The organism is Sphingobium sp., assembly GCF_036170395.1.
Lineage (GTDB): Bacteria > Pseudomonadota > Alphaproteobacteria > Sphingomonadales > Sphingomonadaceae > Sphingobium.
On the sequence record NZ_JAVHPD010000003.1, the window covers coordinates 21,031 to 37,128 of the forward strand.

Genomic DNA, 16,098 nt, shown 5'->3' on the forward strand with positions numbered 1-16,098 from the left:
ACAGGAGTGTCCAAATGGTTCGCGGATTGAGCGGCGCTTGCGCGGCGGTGATGCTGATGCTGGGGGCCGTGGCGGCTCATGCTTCTCCGTCCGTCTACACGACCGCGCCGGACGAGCCGCGCGCCGTGACGGTGAAGGGCGCGGGCGACGGCCGCGCCGACGACAGCGCCGCGATCCAGCAGGCGATCGACCGGGCGGCGGCGAAGGGGGGCGGCGGCATCGTCTTCCTGCCCGCCGGCACCTACCGCATCAGCCGCACCCTCTTCCTGTGGCCGGGCGTCCGCATCTTCGGCATTGGCGCGCAAAGGCCGGTGATCCTGCTCGGCAAAAACACGCCCGGCTTCCAGAAGGGCGTCGCGCATATGCTGATGTTCACCGGGGCCAAGCGCCAGACCGACAAGGACACGCCACCCGCCGCCTTCCCCCCCGCCGGCAGCGTGCCCTTCGACAAGAGCATCGCCGACGCCAATCCGGGCACCTTCTATTCGGCGCTCGGCAATATCGATTTCCGCATCCTGGACGGCAATCCGGCTGCGACCGCGATCCGCTTTCATTCGGCGCAGCACAGCTTCGTCAGCCATGTCGATTTCGACCTCGGGACAGCGCTTGCGGGCCTCTACCATGTCGCCAACGAGGCGGAGGATCTGCATTTCAAGGGCGGGCGCTACGGCATCCTCGCGGAAAAGCCGTCGCCCGCCTGGGGCTTCGCGCTGGTGGATTCCACCTTCGAGGGGCAACGCGACGCCGCGATCCGCGAGCATGAAGCGGGCCTCACCATGGTCAATGTCGCCTTCAAGAATGTGCCGGTCGGGATCGAGATCGATCGCGGCTATGGCGACTGGCTCTGGGGCCAGGATCTGCGGTTCGAGAATGTCAGCAAGGCCGGCGTCGTCATCTCGAACGAGAAGAATGTCTATACCCAGGTCGGCTTCCAGAATGTCGTCGCGAGCGGCACGCCGACCTTCGCGCGGTTTCGCGAGAGCGGCCGAACCGTGGCGGGCAAGGGCGCGAGCTACAAGGTCACATCCTTCACCCATGGCCTGACCCTGCCCGGCGTCGGCCGCATGGGCGAATATAAGACGGACGCCAAGATCGAGGCGATCGGTGCTCTGCCAGCGCCGGCCGCGCCCGCGATCCGCGCGCTGCCGCCGGTGTCCGACTGGGTCAGCGTCCGCACATTGGGCGCGAAGGGCGACGACAAGACCGACGACACCGCCGCGCTCCAGACGGCGATAGACAGTCACCGCGTCGTCTATCTCCCCGCCGGCTTCTACCGCGTCAGCGACACGCTGAAACTGCGCCCGGACACGGTGCTGGTCGGTCTGCACCCCAGCCTGACCCAGATCGTGCTGCCCGATGGCACGCCAGCTTATCAGGGCGTCGGCGCGCCCAAGGCGCTGGTGGAGAGCGCGTCCGGCGGCGACGCGATCGTCGCGGGGCTTGGCCTCGACACGCAAAGCGCCAACCCGCGCGCGACCGCCCTGCTGTGGAAGGCGGGCGCGACTTCGATGGTCAACGACGTCAAGTTCCAGGGCGGCCACGGCACCGACCGCTTCGACGGCACCCGGATCGTCCCCTACAACAACAACGCCACCGGCGATCCCGACGCCGCGCGCCGCTGGGCCGGCCAATATGCCAGCCTCTGGGTGACGGAGGGGGGTGGCGGCACCTTCGCCAATGTCTGGAGCCCCAGCACCTTCGGCCATCCCGGCATCTATGTGTCGGATACTGAGACGCCCGGCCGCATCATCCAGGCGTCGGTCGAACATCATGTGCGATCGGAATTCGCGCTGAACCGCGTCGCCAACTGGGAGCTTCTCGCGCCGCAGACCGAGGGCGAGGCCGGTGAGAGCGGCGACGCCGTCGCGCTCGAAATCCGCAATTCGCGCAACATTTTGGTCGCCAACTTCCACGGCTATCGCGTCACCCGCACCCGCAAGGCCGCGCCGGCGGCGGTGACGGTGTATAACTCGCAGGACATCCGCTTCCGCAACGTCCATGTGAACGGCGAAAGCGGGCTCGGCACCTGCGATGAAAATGGCTGCGCGACTTTTCTGCGCCTCACCAAATTCCCGTTCGAGAACAGCATCCGCGACGTCACCCATGGGCTGGACGTGCGCGAACGCGAATTCGCCGTTCTCGACATTCCCGCCAAACCCGACGCGGTCGAACCTTCCACCTTTCAAGGCGCCAAGATCACGCAACTGGCGGACGGCTTCCATTCGGCCGGCGGCGGCGCGGTGGACGCGCAGGGGCGGCTCTATTTCATCGACCGCTTCTTCCAGCGCATCTGGCGCTGGTCCGACGCGGGCAAGCTGGAAATGGTGCGCGATGCGACGCTCGATCCGGTCAATCTCACGGTCGACAAGTCGGGCGACCTGCTGGTCCTCTCCTCCTACGGCCGCAACGGCACCGTCTACAGCGTCAAGCCCGACGCGCCCGACAGCCAGATCAGCGTCTTGCCCGCGACGCCCGTCCGCTCCGGCCCGACGACGGTGCTGCCGGTCAACTGGTGGAACAATGGCGAGTTCAAGGATCAGATCAACCCCAAGACATACGAATATACCACCCTTGCCGAGATGTTCGTGCGCGACATGGGGAAGGGCAAGCTCCACGAATATGTCTCGCCGGACGGCAGCGTCGCGCTGCCCGCCTACCGCACCTTCGCGCAGGGGCCGGCCGACCATCGCGGGCTGCGCTTCTCCGACGCGCTCGACACTTACGGCTTCATCCAGGGCAGGCCCGGCGAGCGCGTATTCGTGACCAACGGCTCGGAAAACCGCACCTATAGCGGCGTCGTCGGCGCGGGCGGCGCGATCACCGACCTCAAGGTCTTCGCCGAACGAGGCGGGGAAGGCGTGGCGGTGGACGGGCAGGGCCGCGTCTATGTCGCCAACGGCCAGATCTTCGTCTATGCGCCCGACGGCAAGGAGATCGGGCGGATCGACGTGCCCGAGCGCCCCTTGCAACTGGTCTTCGGCGGTGAGGACAAGCGCACCCTCTACGTCCTTTCGCATCACGGCCTCTACGCGGTGACTCCGGGACGCGGCCGATGAGGTTGCTGCGCCGCCTGCTACTGGCTCTGCTCCTGCTCTGCGGAGCGGGCGCGGCGCAGGCGGACTGCCAGTATAAGCTGCTCGTCTTCGCCAAGCCCAACACCTATCATTATGAATATATTCCGATCGCGCGCGACAGTTTCGAGCAACTCGCCAAGCTCCACGCCTTCGGCTTCGACTGGACCAACAAGCCCGAAAGCTTCGATGCCGACCTCAAACCCTATGCCGCGATCGTCTTTCTGAACTCGCCCGGCGAGCAGCTAAGCCCCTCCCAGCGCCGCAATGTCGAAACCTATGTGCGCGGCGGCGGCAACGTCATGGTCGTCCATCGCGCGGCGATTACGCCGGCGGGCGACTGGCCCTGGTATGAAAGGCTCGTCGGGCGCGCGGTCGGCGTCCACCCGATGCTCCAGACCGGCGTCATCGACCTGGTGGACAAGCGCTTCCCCGCCACCTTCGGCCTGCCCGACCGCTGGATCTGGGGCGACGAATTCTACGTCACCACCAATCCCCACAAGGTCGCGATCACCCCGGTTCTGAACGTGGACGAAAGCAGCTATGACCCCGAGAAAATCTGGCCGGGGCAGGTCTCCAAGCCGATGGGCAGGGATCATCCGATCGCCTGGTATCATCGCTATGATGGCGGCCGCGTGTTCGTGACGACTTTGGGCCATGTCGGCGAGATGTATCGCGACCCGACCTATCTGGCGCACCTGATGGGCGGCATCTACTGGACCGCGACCGGGCGCGGCATGGCGCGCTGAGCCTCTATCCTAGGTTATATCGCGGACGAAGCACAGGAACTTGGCCCCGGTTCCGCACTTTCCTCCCGCGCAGCGAGCGAGGAGCGTCACACCCATGAACATCGTCATCACCGGCGCGTCGAGCGGCATCGGTCAGGCAACGGCAGAGGCCTTCGCCGCGCGGGGCGACCGGCTGGTGCTGGCGGCGCGCGGCGAGGCGGCGCTGGAGGCGGTGGCGCGGACGTGCCGGGCGGCGGGCGCGGCGGTTCTCACCGTGCCGACCGACGTCACGGACGCAGACGCCGTGGCACGGCTGGCGCAACAGGCGCGTGACTTCTGCGGCACGATCGATCTCTGGTTCAGCAATGTCGGCGTGGGCGCGGTCGGCCGCTTCACGGAGGTGCCGATCGCGGTTCATCAACAGACCATCCGCTCGAACCTCATCGGCCATATGAACGATGCCCATGCCGTGTTGCCGATCTTCATCGATCAAAAGCAGGGCATCTTCGTCAACATGATCTCCATGGGCGGGATCGCCGGCACGCCCTTTTCGGCCGCCTATGGCGCGAGCAAATTCGGCCTGCGTGGCTTTTCAGAAGCGCTGCGCGCGGAATTGCTGGACTGGCCGCATATCCATGTCTGCGACGTCTATCCGTCCTTCGTCGATACGCCCGCGCTGCGCCACGCGGGCAACTATACGGGAAAGGCGCTCGCCGCGCCGCCGCCGATCCTCGACCCCCGCACCGTCGCGGCGGCCGTGGTGCGCCTTGCCGACCGGCCGCGAGCGACGACTCTGGTCGGCGCGCCGACGTGGGCGGCGCGGATCGCCCATGCGATTGCCCCGACTTTGCCATCGCGGATTGCCGGCATCTGGTTCGACCGCTATTTCGGCCACGCCGCCCCAGCGCCTGTCACCCGCGGCAATGTCTCCGCGCCGCCTGATGACATGCCCGCCATCGACGGCGGCTTTCGCCATCCCTGCGCGCGACCGATGACGACCATCGCGGCTGGCACGCTGGTCGGCGCGGGTCTGATCGCCGCCTTGCTGGCCCGCCCCAACCGGGGCTGATCGACCGGGGCAGCGCGCCGCCCCGGTCTCTTGCATCGCGGCTCAGACCGTCGCCGGCTCCCCGACATAGCGCTCCACTTCCTCGGCAAAGCGCCGAGTCAGCATCGCCTGCTCGGCGTCGGGCACCTCGCGCTGGATGTCGAGAAACCAGTTGCTTTCCTCCTGATACATATGATGCGTCACCGCGCCCCGAATATGCTCCAGCTTGTCGAAATAGTCCTGGGTCAGCGGCTCGATCTTCTCCAGCAGCGCCATCTGGACCTTGGCCGCGGCCTGCTCCTCATAGGCGAGGCCCGCATGGGCCTTGTGCCCGTCATCGACCAGCGCAGGGTAGAGAACCGATTCCTCGGCATTGCTGTGCCCGGTCAGGATCACCGCCAGGTCTTTCTGCGCGGCGAGCTGGCTGGCGGCGTCCGGCGCGGCCTTGACAGCGGCGAAGGCGGCCTCGATCCGGTCATGCTGGTCGAGCACCTGGTCGAGCCAGTCGCCCGGTCGCGCCAGCGCGCGCGCCTTCGCCCGCGTCTCCAAGCGGGTCTCGTCGCTCTCGGGCGGGGTGATGGCCGCAACGATCTTGTCGAAAAAGGACATGCTGCATCTCCTTGGCTGTGGGGACGGCAATGACCGTCGGCCACCCAACGAGGCGGATAGAATTTGGATGCTGGGGTATGCAGTGCATTCGCGATTAGCTGCTGCGAACATGACCGACGATGGCGCCGACTAATCCATGTATGTGGAAGTGGTCGGGGAGACAGGAACCGCTTTGATCTGATATAGTATTGTTAAACATAGATATTGCCCCAGAATGGTATGTAGATGCCTCCCAATGTGACTCCTCTCGGCGCGCCTATGGGGATGATGAGACGCGCTCCTGGATCCAGCGCTCGATGTCCGATTGCAGCCATGCGACGCGCGAATCGCTGATCGGGTAGGAGCGGGGGAAGGTTTTGCCGCGCCGGCGGTAGATGGTTGCCGTGCTGAGTGAGGTGCGGGCGCGGACCTCCTTCAGGTCAATGAACCTATCGCCGGGCGCGATCGTGATCGCGTCGTTCATGCTTCCTCTCCGGTCAGGGCTGGTGCGACGAAGAGACGCTTGCCGCGCTCCTCGATCAGTTCGTTGCGCTTGAGCTCCGCGACAGCGCCGCTGAAGGCGCCGCCGGTGGCGGTCATGTTGACGGCGGCCGCGAGTTCGCCGCGGCTCAGGCCATGCATGCCGTAAAGGTGGCGCAGCAGCTTGCCGGCGGGGCCGAGGCGATCAGCCCACCAATTCACCAGCTGAGCGCCTGGCGCGGGCAAGGTCGGAACATCGCCAGCGGCCGCCTCCACGCCGGTGGCGGTGGCGAACCAGCGACCGTCGCGCTTCTCGATCAGGGCGGCGTCGGCGTAGCGCTTGCGCTGCGAGGCCCAGGCGCCGCCCTTCCGCGCGCGGCCGGCGCGGCCCGCCCATGCGGCTTCGGTGAGACCGGCCGGATAGATCGCCGCCAGCACCGCCAGCGATCGCATCTCCCGATCGGGCCCGCCGCCGGCTTGGGACGGAGGAATCCGAACGTCCTTCGCTGGCGGTGGGCCCTCAACGGCGGCGAGTGGTTCAGACCCGCCGGGCGCTGTCGCTATGGGCCACATGGAATTGGGCGCGCCGGCCCAACCGAACGTCTCTTCGATGCTGCGATGGATGCCGCGGAGAAGCGTCTGCCATTTGGCGATGGTCCTCTTCCGATCCTCAAGGTCGCCACTGACGATGCGGAGCCGGTCTTCCAAGACGGCAATCCGGTCGTCCCGCTCGACCAGCATCTGGCCGATCGCGCTGCCTTTCTCGAATGCGGCCATTGGCTCGGCCGGAATCTCGTCGTCGGGATAGTCGTGCACCGCCGGACTTTCGACCGGCGGCGCGAGCGCCTGGCGCAGCTCCTCCACCAGGTCGCTCGACACGGCCATCGACGCCGGCGGCGTGTCGCCATGGCGGGGCGTGCGCGAGCTGTCGAAGGTGAGGTTCGCGGGGAAGGCGTGGCGGAGGAGGCTGCCCTGCAGCGGATCCCATACGAAGCCGCTGCCGGTCGGCAGGCCGGGGAGCTCGCGCTCGATCATGGCCATCTGGTCCGCGTCGGCCGCGAGCAGATCGCGCATCGCCTTGCGATCGGCGGTGCCGGTCTGACGCATGGCAACGACGACCGCCGCCATGCCGGCGCAGCTCTTGTCGATGCGGCTAAGGCGCTGCGCGGCCATCATCAGGCGGATGCCGTTGCCGCGCCCCTGTTCGGCCAGACGCCGCACGCTGTTGAAGGCGTCGCCGCCGCCGCCCTGCGGCACCCAGCTCTGCGCCTCGTCCAGGCCGAGATGCAGCGGACCTTCATTGTGCAGGAAGACCGCGTCCGCGAAGCCCTCCATCCAGTCCTGCTGCTCGTCCACCTTCCACTGGCTGACGTCGAAGATGGCAGGGATGTTGCGCTCGACGAAAAGCCGGCCGATGCGTTCGCCGTCGAACGGCGTCATCGGCACATGGCCGCGCTTGCCGCCGAAGATGATGAAGTCGAGACCCGCGCCCTTGCCGTCGGCCGAGAGGGTCAGCCCCCAATGATTGCCGAGCTTGTCGACCGCCCCCACGCGGCGGCCGTTGAAGCGGAGCCGCTCCAGGAAGCCGCGCTGCTGATAGGTCTTGCCGGCGCCGGTCGTGCCGAGGAGGAGCAGGTGTCCTTCTTCGAGCATCCCGATCGAGATGGGATGCTCAGCCAAGCTTCGCCGCCTCCCTGGCCTCGCGCATCAGCTCGGCCTTGAAATCGTTGAGGGCGAAGCTGTGCTCGAGGCCCTTGTTCTCTTCGAACAGGTCGTTGACGGCCTGCAGGACGTCGGCAACAGTGACCCCCTTCGCTTCGCCAGTCAGCTTGTCGCGCGCGAAGGCGTGCCGCGTGGCGCGCATCGGAATCGAGGCGGCCATGGCACCGGACACGATGTGTTCGAGGAGAAAGTGCTTGCGCAGCACGTCCTTCGCCGTCTGCTCCGCGAGGTCGATCTTGATGGCGTGACCCTCCATCAGGATCTTGGCCGGATCGAGCAGCCCCTCGACCGCCGCGAAGACGAGCTGCTCCATACTGCCGTCCGCGACCAGGATGCCGGCGAAATTTTTGCGGAGGATCACCTCAATCGCTTCGGGGGTCGGCCGCTGCACTATGATCTTGAAGTCGCAGCGCCCGTCGCGCAGCACGGCCTGGTCAATTACCTCGGGCCGGTTGCTGGCCAGCAATATGAAGGCACCGCTTTCCACGATGCCATCCATTTCAGCGAGGAAGGTCGCGACCTGACTTTCTTCCCATGGCGCGACACGACGGACGCGGCCGGTGCGGTCTGGAAGCAGCACCTCCGCCTCGTCCATGAAGACCAGCAGCGGGTGGCCGTGGAATTTCCGGTACTCCCGCGCAAAGGTGAAGATGGCTTTGATGTAGCCTTCGGTCATCCCGACAAAGGGTGACTGAAGTTCCGACCCGGAGATCGAGACGAACTCGACCTTGCCGCCATAAAGGCGGCGCATTTCCGACGCTGCGGCGCGGGCGAACATCGTCTTGCCGCAGCCAGGCGGGCCGGACAGCAGCGCACCCTTCGGCATCCTCATGCCATAGGCGTCATAGACCGCCTTGTGCCTGACGGGCGCCTCGATCGCATCGCGCAGCTGCTCCAGAGCGGCGTCGTTGCCGACGATGTCATCGAACTTCTGATCGGGCGCCTCTACCAGCCACCTTTCGACCGCACGGCGGGCAGCCATGTAACTCGACGGCGGGCTTGACCCGCGCGCCTCGGCTTCGCGAGTGTAGATTCCCTCACGCATGAACCGTTCGAATGTGGTAGGAAAAACATCGGCGTGCCAACCGCTCGGAGGCCGGACGATGCTGACCTCGATAGAAGCCGTGTTGCATATCGAACAGCCCGCGCCGCCGCATTTACAAATTTTCTGGCCAGCCTGAGCCTGTTTTTCAGGTGGCAGTTTCATCTTGCCGCGGTGATTAGGGTCGTAGGGCGATCCGAATTTTTCCCAGGACATAAGCGAGGCTCCAAGACGGTTGAGACGAAGAAAGTCGGCGAGGCGGGAGATCACGCGACTCAGTGCCTCACGAAGCTGATGGTGCGGTTGGTCTGCCAGCAGAGGCCGCAGGTGGCGCAGCAGCGGGCCGGATCGCGCTGGGCGGGGCAGAGGATGCCGGTCGCCTGGTCGGGAGAGTCGACCACCTCGGCGGCGTCGCGATCGCCGGCCGCGCCGGAAAAGCGGATCCGGAAGCGATCAGGCTGGTCGGCGAGCAGTTGGGCGACCTCGGCGCCGATGGGATCATCGGCCTGGCGGGCGGTGAAGCCGAAGATCCGCAGCGCCGGGAAGTCGTCGATGGCCTGGCGCCAGAAGGCGACATAGCCCGGCGAGTAGAAGTCACCCAGGATATGCAGCCTGACGATGAAGCCGGCCGGATGCCGGGCGTTCAACGAGGCGAGTTCCCCCCAAAGCCGCCGCGTCAGCGTCCCGTCATCCAGGATGCGCTCGGCCCAGTGCATCGAGTTGCCGTAGCATGTCGCCCATTCGCGGCAGGTGCGCGGGCAGGTGTCCCGCTCCTCCAGCGTCAGGCCGAAGATCGGCATGCCCCGCCAGCGGCCCTTGGTCGCGAGACTGCCGAGCTTCCGGCTGTTCTCGCCGGACTTGAGGATGGTGACCACCTGGGCGGCGGGCTTTACCGATCGGCCGAACAGGGTCGATCCCTTGCGCAGCGCCGGGTGCCAAGGTTTCAGGTCGATGCGATGGCCGCTGTCGGATTCGAAGCCGACAAAGCGGCGCTGCCCGGTCGGGTCGCGCGGAGGAAGAGAGGGCGCGGCCGACGGCGTGACGGGCGCCTCGCGACGGGGGGGCAGGCCGAGCTTGGCCGCCTTGACGTAGATTGCGCCTCGGCTGGTGCCGAGCGCGACCGCGATCTCGGCGACGGTGGACGAGGGCCACATGGCCTGAAGCCGGGCCGAGCGATCGGCTGTCCAGCGCCGGCGACGATCGGGCAGGTGCGACAGGGATAGAGCGGGCGCGTTCATGCCGGCATCCTCGTCGGCTGAGCAGCCTGCCACGCGGCATAAGCCTCCGTATGGGTGGGGCAGAGATGCTTGTTAGGTGCGGGTTCGGTCGCATGGTCGGCGCAGATCGGCGCATCGCAGGTGCCGCTGCGGCGGGACGTCACCTTCCAGTCGCAGAGGAACGGCGCTGACTTGCCGCAGGCGCAGCGTTTTCGCCGGCCGGGCGAGCAGACGATCGCCGCGCCGCCGCCGGGCAGGGAGACGCGCTCACAGACCATGGCGCGCGCCTCCGCCACGATGTTTGCAGCCGATGTCGCCGCGCACACCGCATCTGAAGCAGGGATCGCGATAGATGGAGAGCGGCCCGGCCGCTGGCGGCGGGACAGTCTCGCCGCGCCGGCTGGGGACGGGGACGTCGATCCCTTGCCGGCGGGCGAGGGCACGCCGCTCGCTCCACTCCGCCGCCTCGCGGCTGATGGCTTGCCTGAGCGTCGTGCTCATGCCGGCACCTTGCGGCGCAGGTGCTTTAGCTGTTCGACCCAGGCCTCGTCGGCGGCTGGTTCGGTGTCTGGCTTCACCTTGCGGAAGGCGACATGGGACCAGGCATATTGTTCGCCTTTCGCCTTAAAGTGCAGGAAGCAGTGATCGCCACGGATGCAGACCTGATCGACCCGGAGAAGCTCCTCCTTTTTCGGCGCGATCGCGTTGATGCCGCAGTCGCTTTTGCCACAGTGGCACCAGCGATCGACAACACACACGGCGAGGTCGCCGGCTTTCCAGTCCGCACTCATGCCGCGATTTCCTCGTCCTCGGCCGCCGCTTCTTCGTAGGCGGAGCTGATGATGTGGGCGGCGGCGGCCGGGGTGCGCATTTCGGGGAACTTGCCCTTGTGCGCCATGATCTCGGCATACCAGTCGGCCTGTTCCTGGCCGCTCAGCACCGCGACCAAGAGCGTTTCACTGATCGCGGTGCCGCTGCGGCCCGCATCGCCGATCGCACCGGCGATGCCGCCGAACAGGGTGCCGGCATAGCGCAGCACCTGCCCGTCGAACGCCTGGCGCAGGACGCGCAGCGCCTTCAGCGTCACCTTGTCGCCATAGCTGCGCTTGGCTTCGCGGATGCCGCCGATGTTGCCGATGCTGCCTGGGGCCTGATCGACATTGTTGCTGCTGGTCGCGAGCTGAAGCCCGGCCTGGCTGATGAGGCTCATCAGCTTGCAGGCCTCGGGATCCTTGCCGGCGACGGCCGCCTTGAAGATATCCAGCGCCTTAAGCGGGGTGCGCTGGCGGTTGAGCTTGGCGAAGATCGCCGCCTCTTCCTGAGCGGACGCATAGGTTTCCACCACGCAAGGCAACTGGCTGATGTCGGACCGGATCAGCGCTGCCTGCTGGCGATGCTGACCATCGACCACGAACAGGCCCTCATCGCCCCGGCGCGAGACGACGAGGACGCCGCAAAGCTGCCAGTCCCACTCGCGCGCGATCTTCGCGATGAGGTTGCGGCTCTGGCCGTTCTCGATCGAGCGCTGATAGGTGGCGTCGACCTGAAGTTGCGCCGGCGACAGATATTGGAGCACCGGCAGGCTGCCCTTGGGTGCGTCATATTGGGGCTTCCTGCTCATTCCGCCGCCTCCAGCTGCTTGTCGTTGGCGAAGACTGCGGCGAGGCGGGGGCGGAAGCGGATCATGGGATGAACCCAGTCCTTCGCCCGGGCGAGCGCGCGAGCGACAGGGGCGGGGAGGTCGGCGGCCTTGCGCTTCTCCAGCGCGAGATATTCCCCCTGGGTGACGTGCGGGTGGACCTGCTCCAGCTGGCGCGCGCGGGGCAGTAGCGCGACGAATTCTTCGGTGGGCTCGATCAGGCTGCGCACCGCCTCGTCATCGCCATAGCCGGCGAGCAGCGCGATATGATCGTGCATCTCGATCTCGTACCCGGGGGCGTTGGCGGATCGTTCCAGCGCGCAGCCAGCGATGACGGCGGCGGCGATATCGCGCAGCACAACTGCGTCGGCGCGGAAGGCGTCGAAAGCCTGGACGAGATCCTCGCCGGTCATCGACGAGTGCTGCTTCAGCAGATCGACCGCATCCTGCCAGATGCGGTGCGCCGCCGTCCGATCGACATGATCCTGGACGCCGCTCGCCAGCACGTCGTGGCGGACGGACAGGCCGGCGAGGCCGCGCTCATGGCTGCGCGCGCCGGGAATCATAATCCCATGTGCCGTGAGACGATCGCGCGCCAGCGCCCAGAGCAGATAGTCGAGCGCGATGCTTTGGCCCGCGGGTCGGCGGTTCTGATCCTTTACCAGCGCAGCGCGCAGCGCCTCCCGCCGCAGCGAGCGCATCACCTGTACGCCGTCGGCCGTCAGGCCCTGATCGTCGCGGGCGAGCTGGTCGGCCTGCTGGCGATAGCCATAGCCTGCCCCGCAATCGATCGCCGAACCGGGGCGAAGGAGCGGTCGTGCCTGCTCGACGCGATCGGACGGGTTCTGGCCGATCGGGCCGGTGGAGACCGGGCGCGGGGCCGGCGCATCGGGCTGCTTGCGCGCCGCGGCTTCCGCCTTCTGCTTTTCCTTGCGGCTCGCCCACCAATAGCGAAGCTCGGCCTCGCCATCCTCCTGCACGACGAGGGTTGCATAGACCTGACCCGCCGGGAGCGTCAGCTCCATGCGATTTTCGAGGAACGCCAGTTCTTCCTCGAGCGGCTCATAATAGGCGTCGATCGCGGCGATGCAGTGGGCGTGCAGATCCTCGTCCAGTTCCTCGTCGCCGGAATGGAACATCGCCCATTCCTCCAGATGCGCCATTTCGTAGCGAAGAGACGCGAACCAGGCGGCGTCGGCCGCATCGGCGGGCTCGGGCGCCGCGACGATCTCCAGCGCATTGTCGACGCCCTGGTCGTAATTGCCGAGCATGAGGCGGGGCGGGGCAGGTTCGAAGCGAAGATCGCGGCCGCACTGGCGGCGCACCCGCGTGCGGATCGCATCGAGTTTCGCGTCGGCGAGGCCGAGCAGCAGCCCTTCGTCGGCGACGCGGCCGCGCTGTTCGGCCTCGTCTGCAAACAGGTCGAGCTCGTAGCGGCCGCCGGCGTCGGCATAGGCGGTCTCGCCCACGAAGCGGAGCATCTTTTCGAGCTCGCGATCGCCGACCTTCATCAGCTTGCGGATCAGCGCCTCGCCATTGCCGTAGCTGCGCTGCGGATGGACCAGGAATTGTTCGAAGACGTGGAGCTGGAGCGCGACGTCCTCGGTCGCGGCGAAGGCCATGGCCTGCTTGCCGCTGATCTCGCCCTTTTCCAGCGCGGCGAAGACGGTGGGGTGGAGATCGCCCAGGCGCGCCCATTTGCGCACCACCTTGACCGGCTGGCCGTTGGTGTCGGCGATCTCGGCATAGGTGCGGCCGCCGGCGACCGCGCGCGCGACCGCGGCGTAGATCTCATAGTCGCGCAGATCGCGGCGGATGAAGGTGGCGGCGAGCGCCAGATCGTGCAGTTCGCCTTCGTCGCTGCTCTCGCGGATCGCCACCTCGATCGGATGATCCTTGGGCAGACGGCCGTTGGCGATCGCGCGGGCGAAGGCGCGAAAGCGGCGACCGCCATCGAGGACGCCGAAGCGCTTCTTGCGCGGCGTCTTCGCCTTCATGGGGTGAACGATCAGGGGGTAGAGCTGGCCGCGGGCGACGAGGCTGTTTTCGAGCGCGTCGATGGCGTTCGCGTCCTCTTCGTTGAGGCGGGCGTTGAACGGGGAGACGCATAGCGCGTCGATCGTCATCGTGGTAACGGACATGGGTCTTCTCCTGGATAAGCACCTCTTCGTGCAGGGTTGTGGGTCGGGGTTTTCGGGATGGGATGGTGCGGACCGGGAGGGCGTAGGCCCGGTCCGCACCCGCTTCGCCTGCCGGGGTGAGCTTGGGGACGAGGCAGGCGGGCGGCTGGTCGGGGCGATCAGCGCGAGCTGATGCCCATCATTCGGAAAATCGATGTCGAGCGCGCGGCAGGTGGCGCAGGCGCAGAGGTCGAAGCGTGGCGCGGGACGCGCTTCGACGGGGCTCATGCCGGTTCGCCTTCGTCGGCGACCTTCTCCAGCCGCTCGAACGCCGCATAATGTCCGTCCCTCACCCGCTCTGCGAGCGCCGGATCGGCCATCCATTCCATGAGCTTCAGGCCGTTGCGGGCCTGATATTCCTGCATCTCGTCCAGGCTGTTGATGGCGTCGATCTTCGCGAGATAATCATCCAGATCGGGCGAACTGGCGAGGCTGGCAGCAACCAGGCTGGCGGCAATGGCTTTCCTCGGCGGTACGTCCGGGCGCTCGGCACGCGGCGCTGTGGTGCGCTGGGCATCGCGCTCGCGCGTGATGGCGGTGAACCAGTCAAGAAGGAAAGTGAAACAGTCGGGGCAGAGATCGGCGTTGGCGAAACCCTTGCGCTCGCCGAAGACCTGCGCCGTTGCCGAGGCAGAGCCCCAGCCGTCAAAGGCGTCGAGATCGCGCGCCTCGACCGTCGCCTTGCAGCGGTCGCACTCGCGAACCTCGATGGAATCGCGGCTCATGGCCGGCCCTCGACCGCGAGATAGACGCCGATCGCAGAGGCCAATAGCAGATAGAACCGGGCGCTAAACCGCCACGACGGGGCGTAGAAGGACCGGACGAGGCGCGCGCCTGCATCGAAAGAAAGGAGGCCGAAGGCGGCGAGCCAGCACAGGTAGGCGAAGTTGCTCATGGCCGGCCCTTCGCTTTGCCCACTCGCCGTCTGGCGGGGCCAGACCGCCGAGCGGGGGCCAGAAAAGCCGCAGCGCTCAGGCCACGCGCCTCGAGCTCGCGATCGAAGACGTTGAGCCAGGCGTCGCGGTGGGCGATATCCTGCCCCACCAGCCAGTTGCGCGTGCGCACGAGGTGGTGGTCGGATATCTGGCTCACCGGCGCCAGTCCGCGCCGGCCGAAATGGAACATCGCGTCGAGCCGGAAGGCTGTGCGCTCGCGGAAGGTCAGCTCAGCCATGAGCTGAGGCCGCGATTTGAAGCACCTGTTCGGCAAAGCGGATCAGGTGTCGTTGTTCGATAGGGTGAAGCCCTGACCATTCCGGTACCTCCGGAGGCGCGTCCGCGTGGATCACGGCATAGGCCTGCTCGGCGACATCGGCTGGGTTGCTGGCGATCGCGTCAGACATGCGTCGCCTCCGCCGGTACCGGCGTGACGCGGTCGAGCAGGTAGCAGCCGCTGACGCCTTCGACCCAGATCACGGCCGAATGGCCGGAGAGGATCTGCGCTTCGGAGCGGGTGACGGTGCGCAGCGGCTCGCCAGTGTCGCGCTGGAGGATGACCGGCTGGCCTACGGAGTAGCGGGCATTGAACGCATCGACCTGGCGCTGAAGTTCGCCGGGCGTCTTTGCAGGGTGAGCCATGGCTACATGCCCTCCATCTGCGCTTCGATGGACTTCAGCCCATCGATCAGGCCGCGCAGGCCGCGCCGGCTGATCGCGATCGCAAGGGCCTCGCCGGTCGGGGCGAAGGGATTGCCGCCCTGAATCGCGATCAGCGCCTTGTTGAGCTCCGGGATCGGCGCCCAACCGAGGCTCGCGCCTTCGCAGACGGGGAGCAGCTGGTAGAGGGCGGCGTTGAAGGCGTCCGGGATCCATGCACAGCCGCGATCATCCAAGAGGATGGGGATCGCGAACGGCTCGATCGGGTCGGCCTTGATCGGGGGCAAGAGTTCGACAGAGGGGGTCATCAGACGCTCGCCTCCTCACGTCGGGCGTCCCGACGAGCCAATGTCAGCAGGCGGCCGCGCACGCTGCTGTTGGCGCGGCCGAGCCGCTGCGCGACGATGTGCAGCTTGACGCCGGCACGTTCGAGCTCGAGCAGCTTCGCGTCATCTTCGGCGGTCCAGGGACGGCAGGGGCGACCATTGCGCCAGTAGGTTACGCGCGGCGCCGACGACCGACCACGCAGCCGCGCCGGCGCGTCGGCGCCGAGCCTCATGCATTGCCAGTTGATCGACGAGCCGCTGATCGGCGTGCCGGCGCGGGTGAAGTGTTCCGCGATGCGGCCGGTGCCCCAGCCCCGCTCGCGGAGGCGCGCCATCTCGTCCAGCTGCTCGTCGGACAGCCTGCAGCGCCGGGTCATGCCTCGGTCCTTCCGAGCCGGAGGAACCAGCTGCCTTGTTGGGGTGGACGGCTCCCAACGGCATCGCAATGTGCCAGAGTGAGTG

21 protein-coding genes are annotated in these 16,098 nt (G+C 67.0%); 4 read left to right on the forward strand and 17 right to left on the reverse strand.

Features of this window, described 5'->3' with window-relative positions; translation table 11 throughout:
- Positions 1-14: 14 nt before the first annotated feature.
- The 3 genes from V2B31_RS00670 (at position 15) to V2B31_RS00680 (ending at position 4,868) form a co-directional block, all read left to right on the forward strand.
- On the forward strand, positions 15-3,056 hold the full coding sequence (locus V2B31_RS00670; protein WP_328274300.1) for a glycosyl hydrolase family 28-related protein: 3,042 nt from the start codon (positions 15-17) through the stop codon (positions 3,054-3,056).
- Positions 3,053-3,820 carry a ThuA domain-containing protein gene (locus tag V2B31_RS00675; protein WP_328274301.1) on the forward strand — a complete coding sequence of 256 codons (768 nt, stop codon included), beginning with the start codon at positions 3,053-3,055 and terminating at the stop codon, positions 3,818-3,820. The genes V2B31_RS00670 and V2B31_RS00675 overlap by 4 nt, the downstream gene beginning before the upstream one ends.
- A 94-nt stretch (positions 3,821-3,914) precedes the next feature.
- On the forward strand, positions 3,915-4,868 hold the full coding sequence (locus V2B31_RS00680) for an SDR family oxidoreductase (protein WP_328274302.1): 954 nt from the start codon (positions 3,915-3,917) through the stop codon (positions 4,866-4,868).
- A gap of 42 nt (positions 4,869-4,910) precedes the next feature.
- Here the strand turns inward: V2B31_RS00680 and V2B31_RS00685 are convergent, their stop codons facing one another.
- The 10 genes from V2B31_RS00685 to V2B31_RS00730 all read right to left on the reverse strand — a co-directional run bounded on the left by V2B31_RS00685 (position 4,911) and on the right by V2B31_RS00730 (position 13,676).
- Positions 4,911-5,456 (reverse strand): hemerythrin domain-containing protein, encoded by a 546-nt coding sequence (locus tag V2B31_RS00685; protein WP_328274303.1) that lies wholly within the window; start codon positions 5,454-5,456, stop codon positions 4,911-4,913.
- 256 nt (positions 5,457-5,712) lie between these two features.
- A complete protein-coding gene (locus V2B31_RS00690; RefSeq protein WP_328274304.1) occupies positions 5,713-5,919 on the reverse strand; it encodes a helix-turn-helix transcriptional regulator in 207 nt (68 codons plus the stop codon).
- A complete protein-coding gene (locus V2B31_RS00695) occupies positions 5,916-7,595 on the reverse strand; it encodes a hypothetical protein (protein WP_328274305.1) in 1,680 nt (559 codons plus the stop codon). The genes V2B31_RS00690 and V2B31_RS00695 overlap by 4 nt, the downstream gene beginning before the upstream one ends.
- A complete protein-coding gene (locus V2B31_RS00700) occupies positions 7,588-8,895 on the reverse strand; it encodes an AAA family ATPase (RefSeq protein WP_328274306.1) in 1,308 nt (435 codons plus the stop codon). Before V2B31_RS00700 ends, V2B31_RS00695 begins: the two co-directional genes overlap by 8 nt.
- 59 nt (positions 8,896-8,954) lie before the next feature.
- The gene (locus V2B31_RS00705) at positions 8,955-9,950 is read right to left on the reverse strand and encodes a hypothetical protein (protein WP_328274308.1); all 996 of its coding nucleotides are present in this window, start codon (positions 9,948-9,950) and stop codon (positions 8,955-8,957) included.
- Positions 9,914-10,174: a hypothetical protein gene (locus tag V2B31_RS00710; RefSeq protein ID WP_328274310.1), complete on the reverse strand. Its 261-nt coding sequence runs from the start codon at positions 10,172-10,174 to the stop codon at positions 9,914-9,916. Before V2B31_RS00710 ends, V2B31_RS00705 begins: the two co-directional genes overlap by 37 nt.
- Positions 10,164-10,397 (reverse strand): hypothetical protein, encoded by a 234-nt coding sequence (locus tag V2B31_RS00715; protein WP_328274312.1) that lies wholly within the window; start codon positions 10,395-10,397, stop codon positions 10,164-10,166. Before V2B31_RS00715 ends, V2B31_RS00710 begins: the two co-directional genes overlap by 11 nt.
- Positions 10,394-10,687 carry a hypothetical protein gene (locus V2B31_RS00720; protein ID WP_328274314.1) on the reverse strand — a complete coding sequence of 98 codons (294 nt, stop codon included), beginning with the start codon at positions 10,685-10,687 and terminating at the stop codon, positions 10,394-10,396. The genes V2B31_RS00715 and V2B31_RS00720 overlap by 4 nt, the downstream gene beginning before the upstream one ends.
- Entirely contained in the window at positions 10,684-11,517 is an 834-nt protein-coding gene (locus V2B31_RS00725; RefSeq protein ID WP_328274316.1) for a DUF6551 family protein, read from the reverse strand. The genes V2B31_RS00720 and V2B31_RS00725 overlap by 4 nt, the downstream gene beginning before the upstream one ends.
- Positions 11,514-13,676: a ParB/RepB/Spo0J family partition protein gene (locus V2B31_RS00730; protein ID WP_328274318.1), complete on the reverse strand. Its 2,163-nt coding sequence runs from the start codon at positions 13,674-13,676 to the stop codon at positions 11,514-11,516. The genes V2B31_RS00725 and V2B31_RS00730 overlap by 4 nt, the downstream gene beginning before the upstream one ends.
- Between V2B31_RS00730 and V2B31_RS00735 the strand changes: the two genes are divergently transcribed.
- Positions 13,675-13,848, forward strand: coding sequence for a hypothetical protein (locus tag V2B31_RS00735; RefSeq protein WP_328274320.1), 174 nt, complete (start codon positions 13,675-13,677; stop codon positions 13,846-13,848). The genes V2B31_RS00730 and V2B31_RS00735 overlap by 2 nt on opposite strands.
- A 91-nt stretch (positions 13,849-13,939) precedes the next feature.
- Here V2B31_RS00735 and V2B31_RS00740 read toward each other — a convergent pair whose 3' ends face one another.
- The 7 genes from V2B31_RS00740 to V2B31_RS00770 are packed head-to-tail and all read right to left on the reverse strand — an operon-like array spanning position 13,940 to position 16,013.
- Positions 13,940-14,440: a hypothetical protein gene (locus V2B31_RS00740; RefSeq protein ID WP_328274322.1), complete on the reverse strand. Its 501-nt coding sequence runs from the start codon at positions 14,438-14,440 to the stop codon at positions 13,940-13,942.
- Positions 14,437-14,610, reverse strand: coding sequence for a hypothetical protein (locus V2B31_RS00745; RefSeq protein ID WP_328274324.1), 174 nt, complete (start codon positions 14,608-14,610; stop codon positions 14,437-14,439). Before V2B31_RS00745 ends, V2B31_RS00740 begins: the two co-directional genes overlap by 4 nt.
- Positions 14,607-14,888, reverse strand: a complete 282-nt coding sequence (locus V2B31_RS00750; protein WP_328274326.1) for a hypothetical protein — start codon at positions 14,886-14,888, stop codon at positions 14,607-14,609. The genes V2B31_RS00745 and V2B31_RS00750 overlap by 4 nt, the downstream gene beginning before the upstream one ends.
- Positions 14,881-15,057 carry a hypothetical protein gene (locus tag V2B31_RS00755; protein ID WP_328274328.1) on the reverse strand — a complete coding sequence of 59 codons (177 nt, stop codon included), beginning with the start codon at positions 15,055-15,057 and terminating at the stop codon, positions 14,881-14,883. Before V2B31_RS00755 ends, V2B31_RS00750 begins: the two co-directional genes overlap by 8 nt.
- Positions 15,050-15,292, reverse strand: a complete 243-nt coding sequence (locus V2B31_RS00760; RefSeq protein ID WP_328274330.1) for a hypothetical protein — start codon at positions 15,290-15,292, stop codon at positions 15,050-15,052. Before V2B31_RS00760 ends, V2B31_RS00755 begins: the two co-directional genes overlap by 8 nt.
- 2 nt (positions 15,293-15,294) lie before the next feature.
- Positions 15,295-15,618, reverse strand: a complete 324-nt coding sequence (locus V2B31_RS00765) for a hypothetical protein (RefSeq protein ID WP_328274332.1) — start codon at positions 15,616-15,618, stop codon at positions 15,295-15,297.
- The gene (locus V2B31_RS00770; RefSeq protein ID WP_328274334.1) at positions 15,618-16,013 is read right to left on the reverse strand and encodes a hypothetical protein; all 396 of its coding nucleotides are present in this window, start codon (positions 16,011-16,013) and stop codon (positions 15,618-15,620) included. Before V2B31_RS00770 ends, V2B31_RS00765 begins: the two co-directional genes overlap by 1 nt.
- Positions 16,014-16,098: the final 85 nt, after the last annotated feature.

What these genes read in the sequence shown, in the direction of transcription:
- V2B31_RS00670 (WP_328274300.1), top strand. Translation starts at nt 15, where the DNA reads ATGGTTCGCGGATTGAGCGGCGCTTGCGCGGCGGTGATGCTGATGCTG.
- V2B31_RS00675 (WP_328274301.1), top strand. Translation starts at nt 3,053, where the DNA reads ATGAGGTTGCTGCGCCGCCTGCTACTGGCTCTGCTCCTGCTCTGCGGA.
- V2B31_RS00680 (WP_328274302.1), top strand. Translation starts at nt 3,915, where the DNA reads ATGAACATCGTCATCACCGGCGCGTCGAGCGGCATCGGTCAGGCAACG.
- V2B31_RS00685 (WP_328274303.1), bottom strand. Translation starts at nt 5,456, where the DNA reads ATGTCCTTTTTCGACAAGATCGTTGCGGCCATCACCCCGCCCGAGAGC.
- V2B31_RS00690 (WP_328274304.1), bottom strand. Translation starts at nt 5,919, where the DNA reads ATGAACGACGCGATCACGATCGCGCCCGGCGATAGGTTCATTGACCTG.
- V2B31_RS00700 (WP_328274306.1), bottom strand. Translation starts at nt 8,895, where the DNA reads ATGTCCTGGGAAAAATTCGGATCGCCCTACGACCCTAATCACCGCGGC.
- V2B31_RS00710 (WP_328274310.1), bottom strand. Translation starts at nt 10,174, where the DNA reads ATGGTCTGTGAGCGCGTCTCCCTGCCCGGCGGCGGCGCGGCGATCGTC.
- V2B31_RS00715 (WP_328274312.1), bottom strand. Translation starts at nt 10,397, where the DNA reads ATGAGCACGACGCTCAGGCAAGCCATCAGCCGCGAGGCGGCGGAGTGG.
- V2B31_RS00720 (WP_328274314.1), bottom strand. Translation starts at nt 10,687, where the DNA reads ATGAGTGCGGACTGGAAAGCCGGCGACCTCGCCGTGTGTGTTGTCGAT.
- V2B31_RS00725 (WP_328274316.1), bottom strand. Translation starts at nt 11,517, where the DNA reads ATGAGCAGGAAGCCCCAATATGACGCACCCAAGGGCAGCCTGCCGGTG.
- V2B31_RS00735 (WP_328274320.1), top strand. Translation starts at nt 13,675, where the DNA reads ATGGGTCTTCTCCTGGATAAGCACCTCTTCGTGCAGGGTTGTGGGTCG.
- V2B31_RS00730 (WP_328274318.1), bottom strand. Translation starts at nt 13,676, where the DNA reads ATGTCCGTTACCACGATGACGATCGACGCGCTATGCGTCTCCCCGTTC.
- V2B31_RS00740 (WP_328274322.1), bottom strand. Translation starts at nt 14,440, where the DNA reads ATGAGCCGCGATTCCATCGAGGTTCGCGAGTGCGACCGCTGCAAGGCG.
- V2B31_RS00745 (WP_328274324.1), bottom strand. Translation starts at nt 14,610, where the DNA reads ATGAGCAACTTCGCCTACCTGTGCTGGCTCGCCGCCTTCGGCCTCCTT.
- V2B31_RS00750 (WP_328274326.1), bottom strand. Translation starts at nt 14,888, where the DNA reads ATGGCTGAGCTGACCTTCCGCGAGCGCACAGCCTTCCGGCTCGACGCG.
- V2B31_RS00755 (WP_328274328.1), bottom strand. Translation starts at nt 15,057, where the DNA reads ATGTCTGACGCGATCGCCAGCAACCCAGCCGATGTCGCCGAGCAGGCC.
- V2B31_RS00760 (WP_328274330.1), bottom strand. Translation starts at nt 15,292, where the DNA reads ATGGCTCACCCTGCAAAGACGCCCGGCGAACTTCAGCGCCAGGTCGAT.
- V2B31_RS00765 (WP_328274332.1), bottom strand. Translation starts at nt 15,618, where the DNA reads ATGACCCCCTCTGTCGAACTCTTGCCCCCGATCAAGGCCGACCCGATC.
- V2B31_RS00770 (WP_328274334.1), bottom strand. Translation starts at nt 16,013, where the DNA reads ATGACCCGGCGCTGCAGGCTGTCCGACGAGCAGCTGGACGAGATGGCG.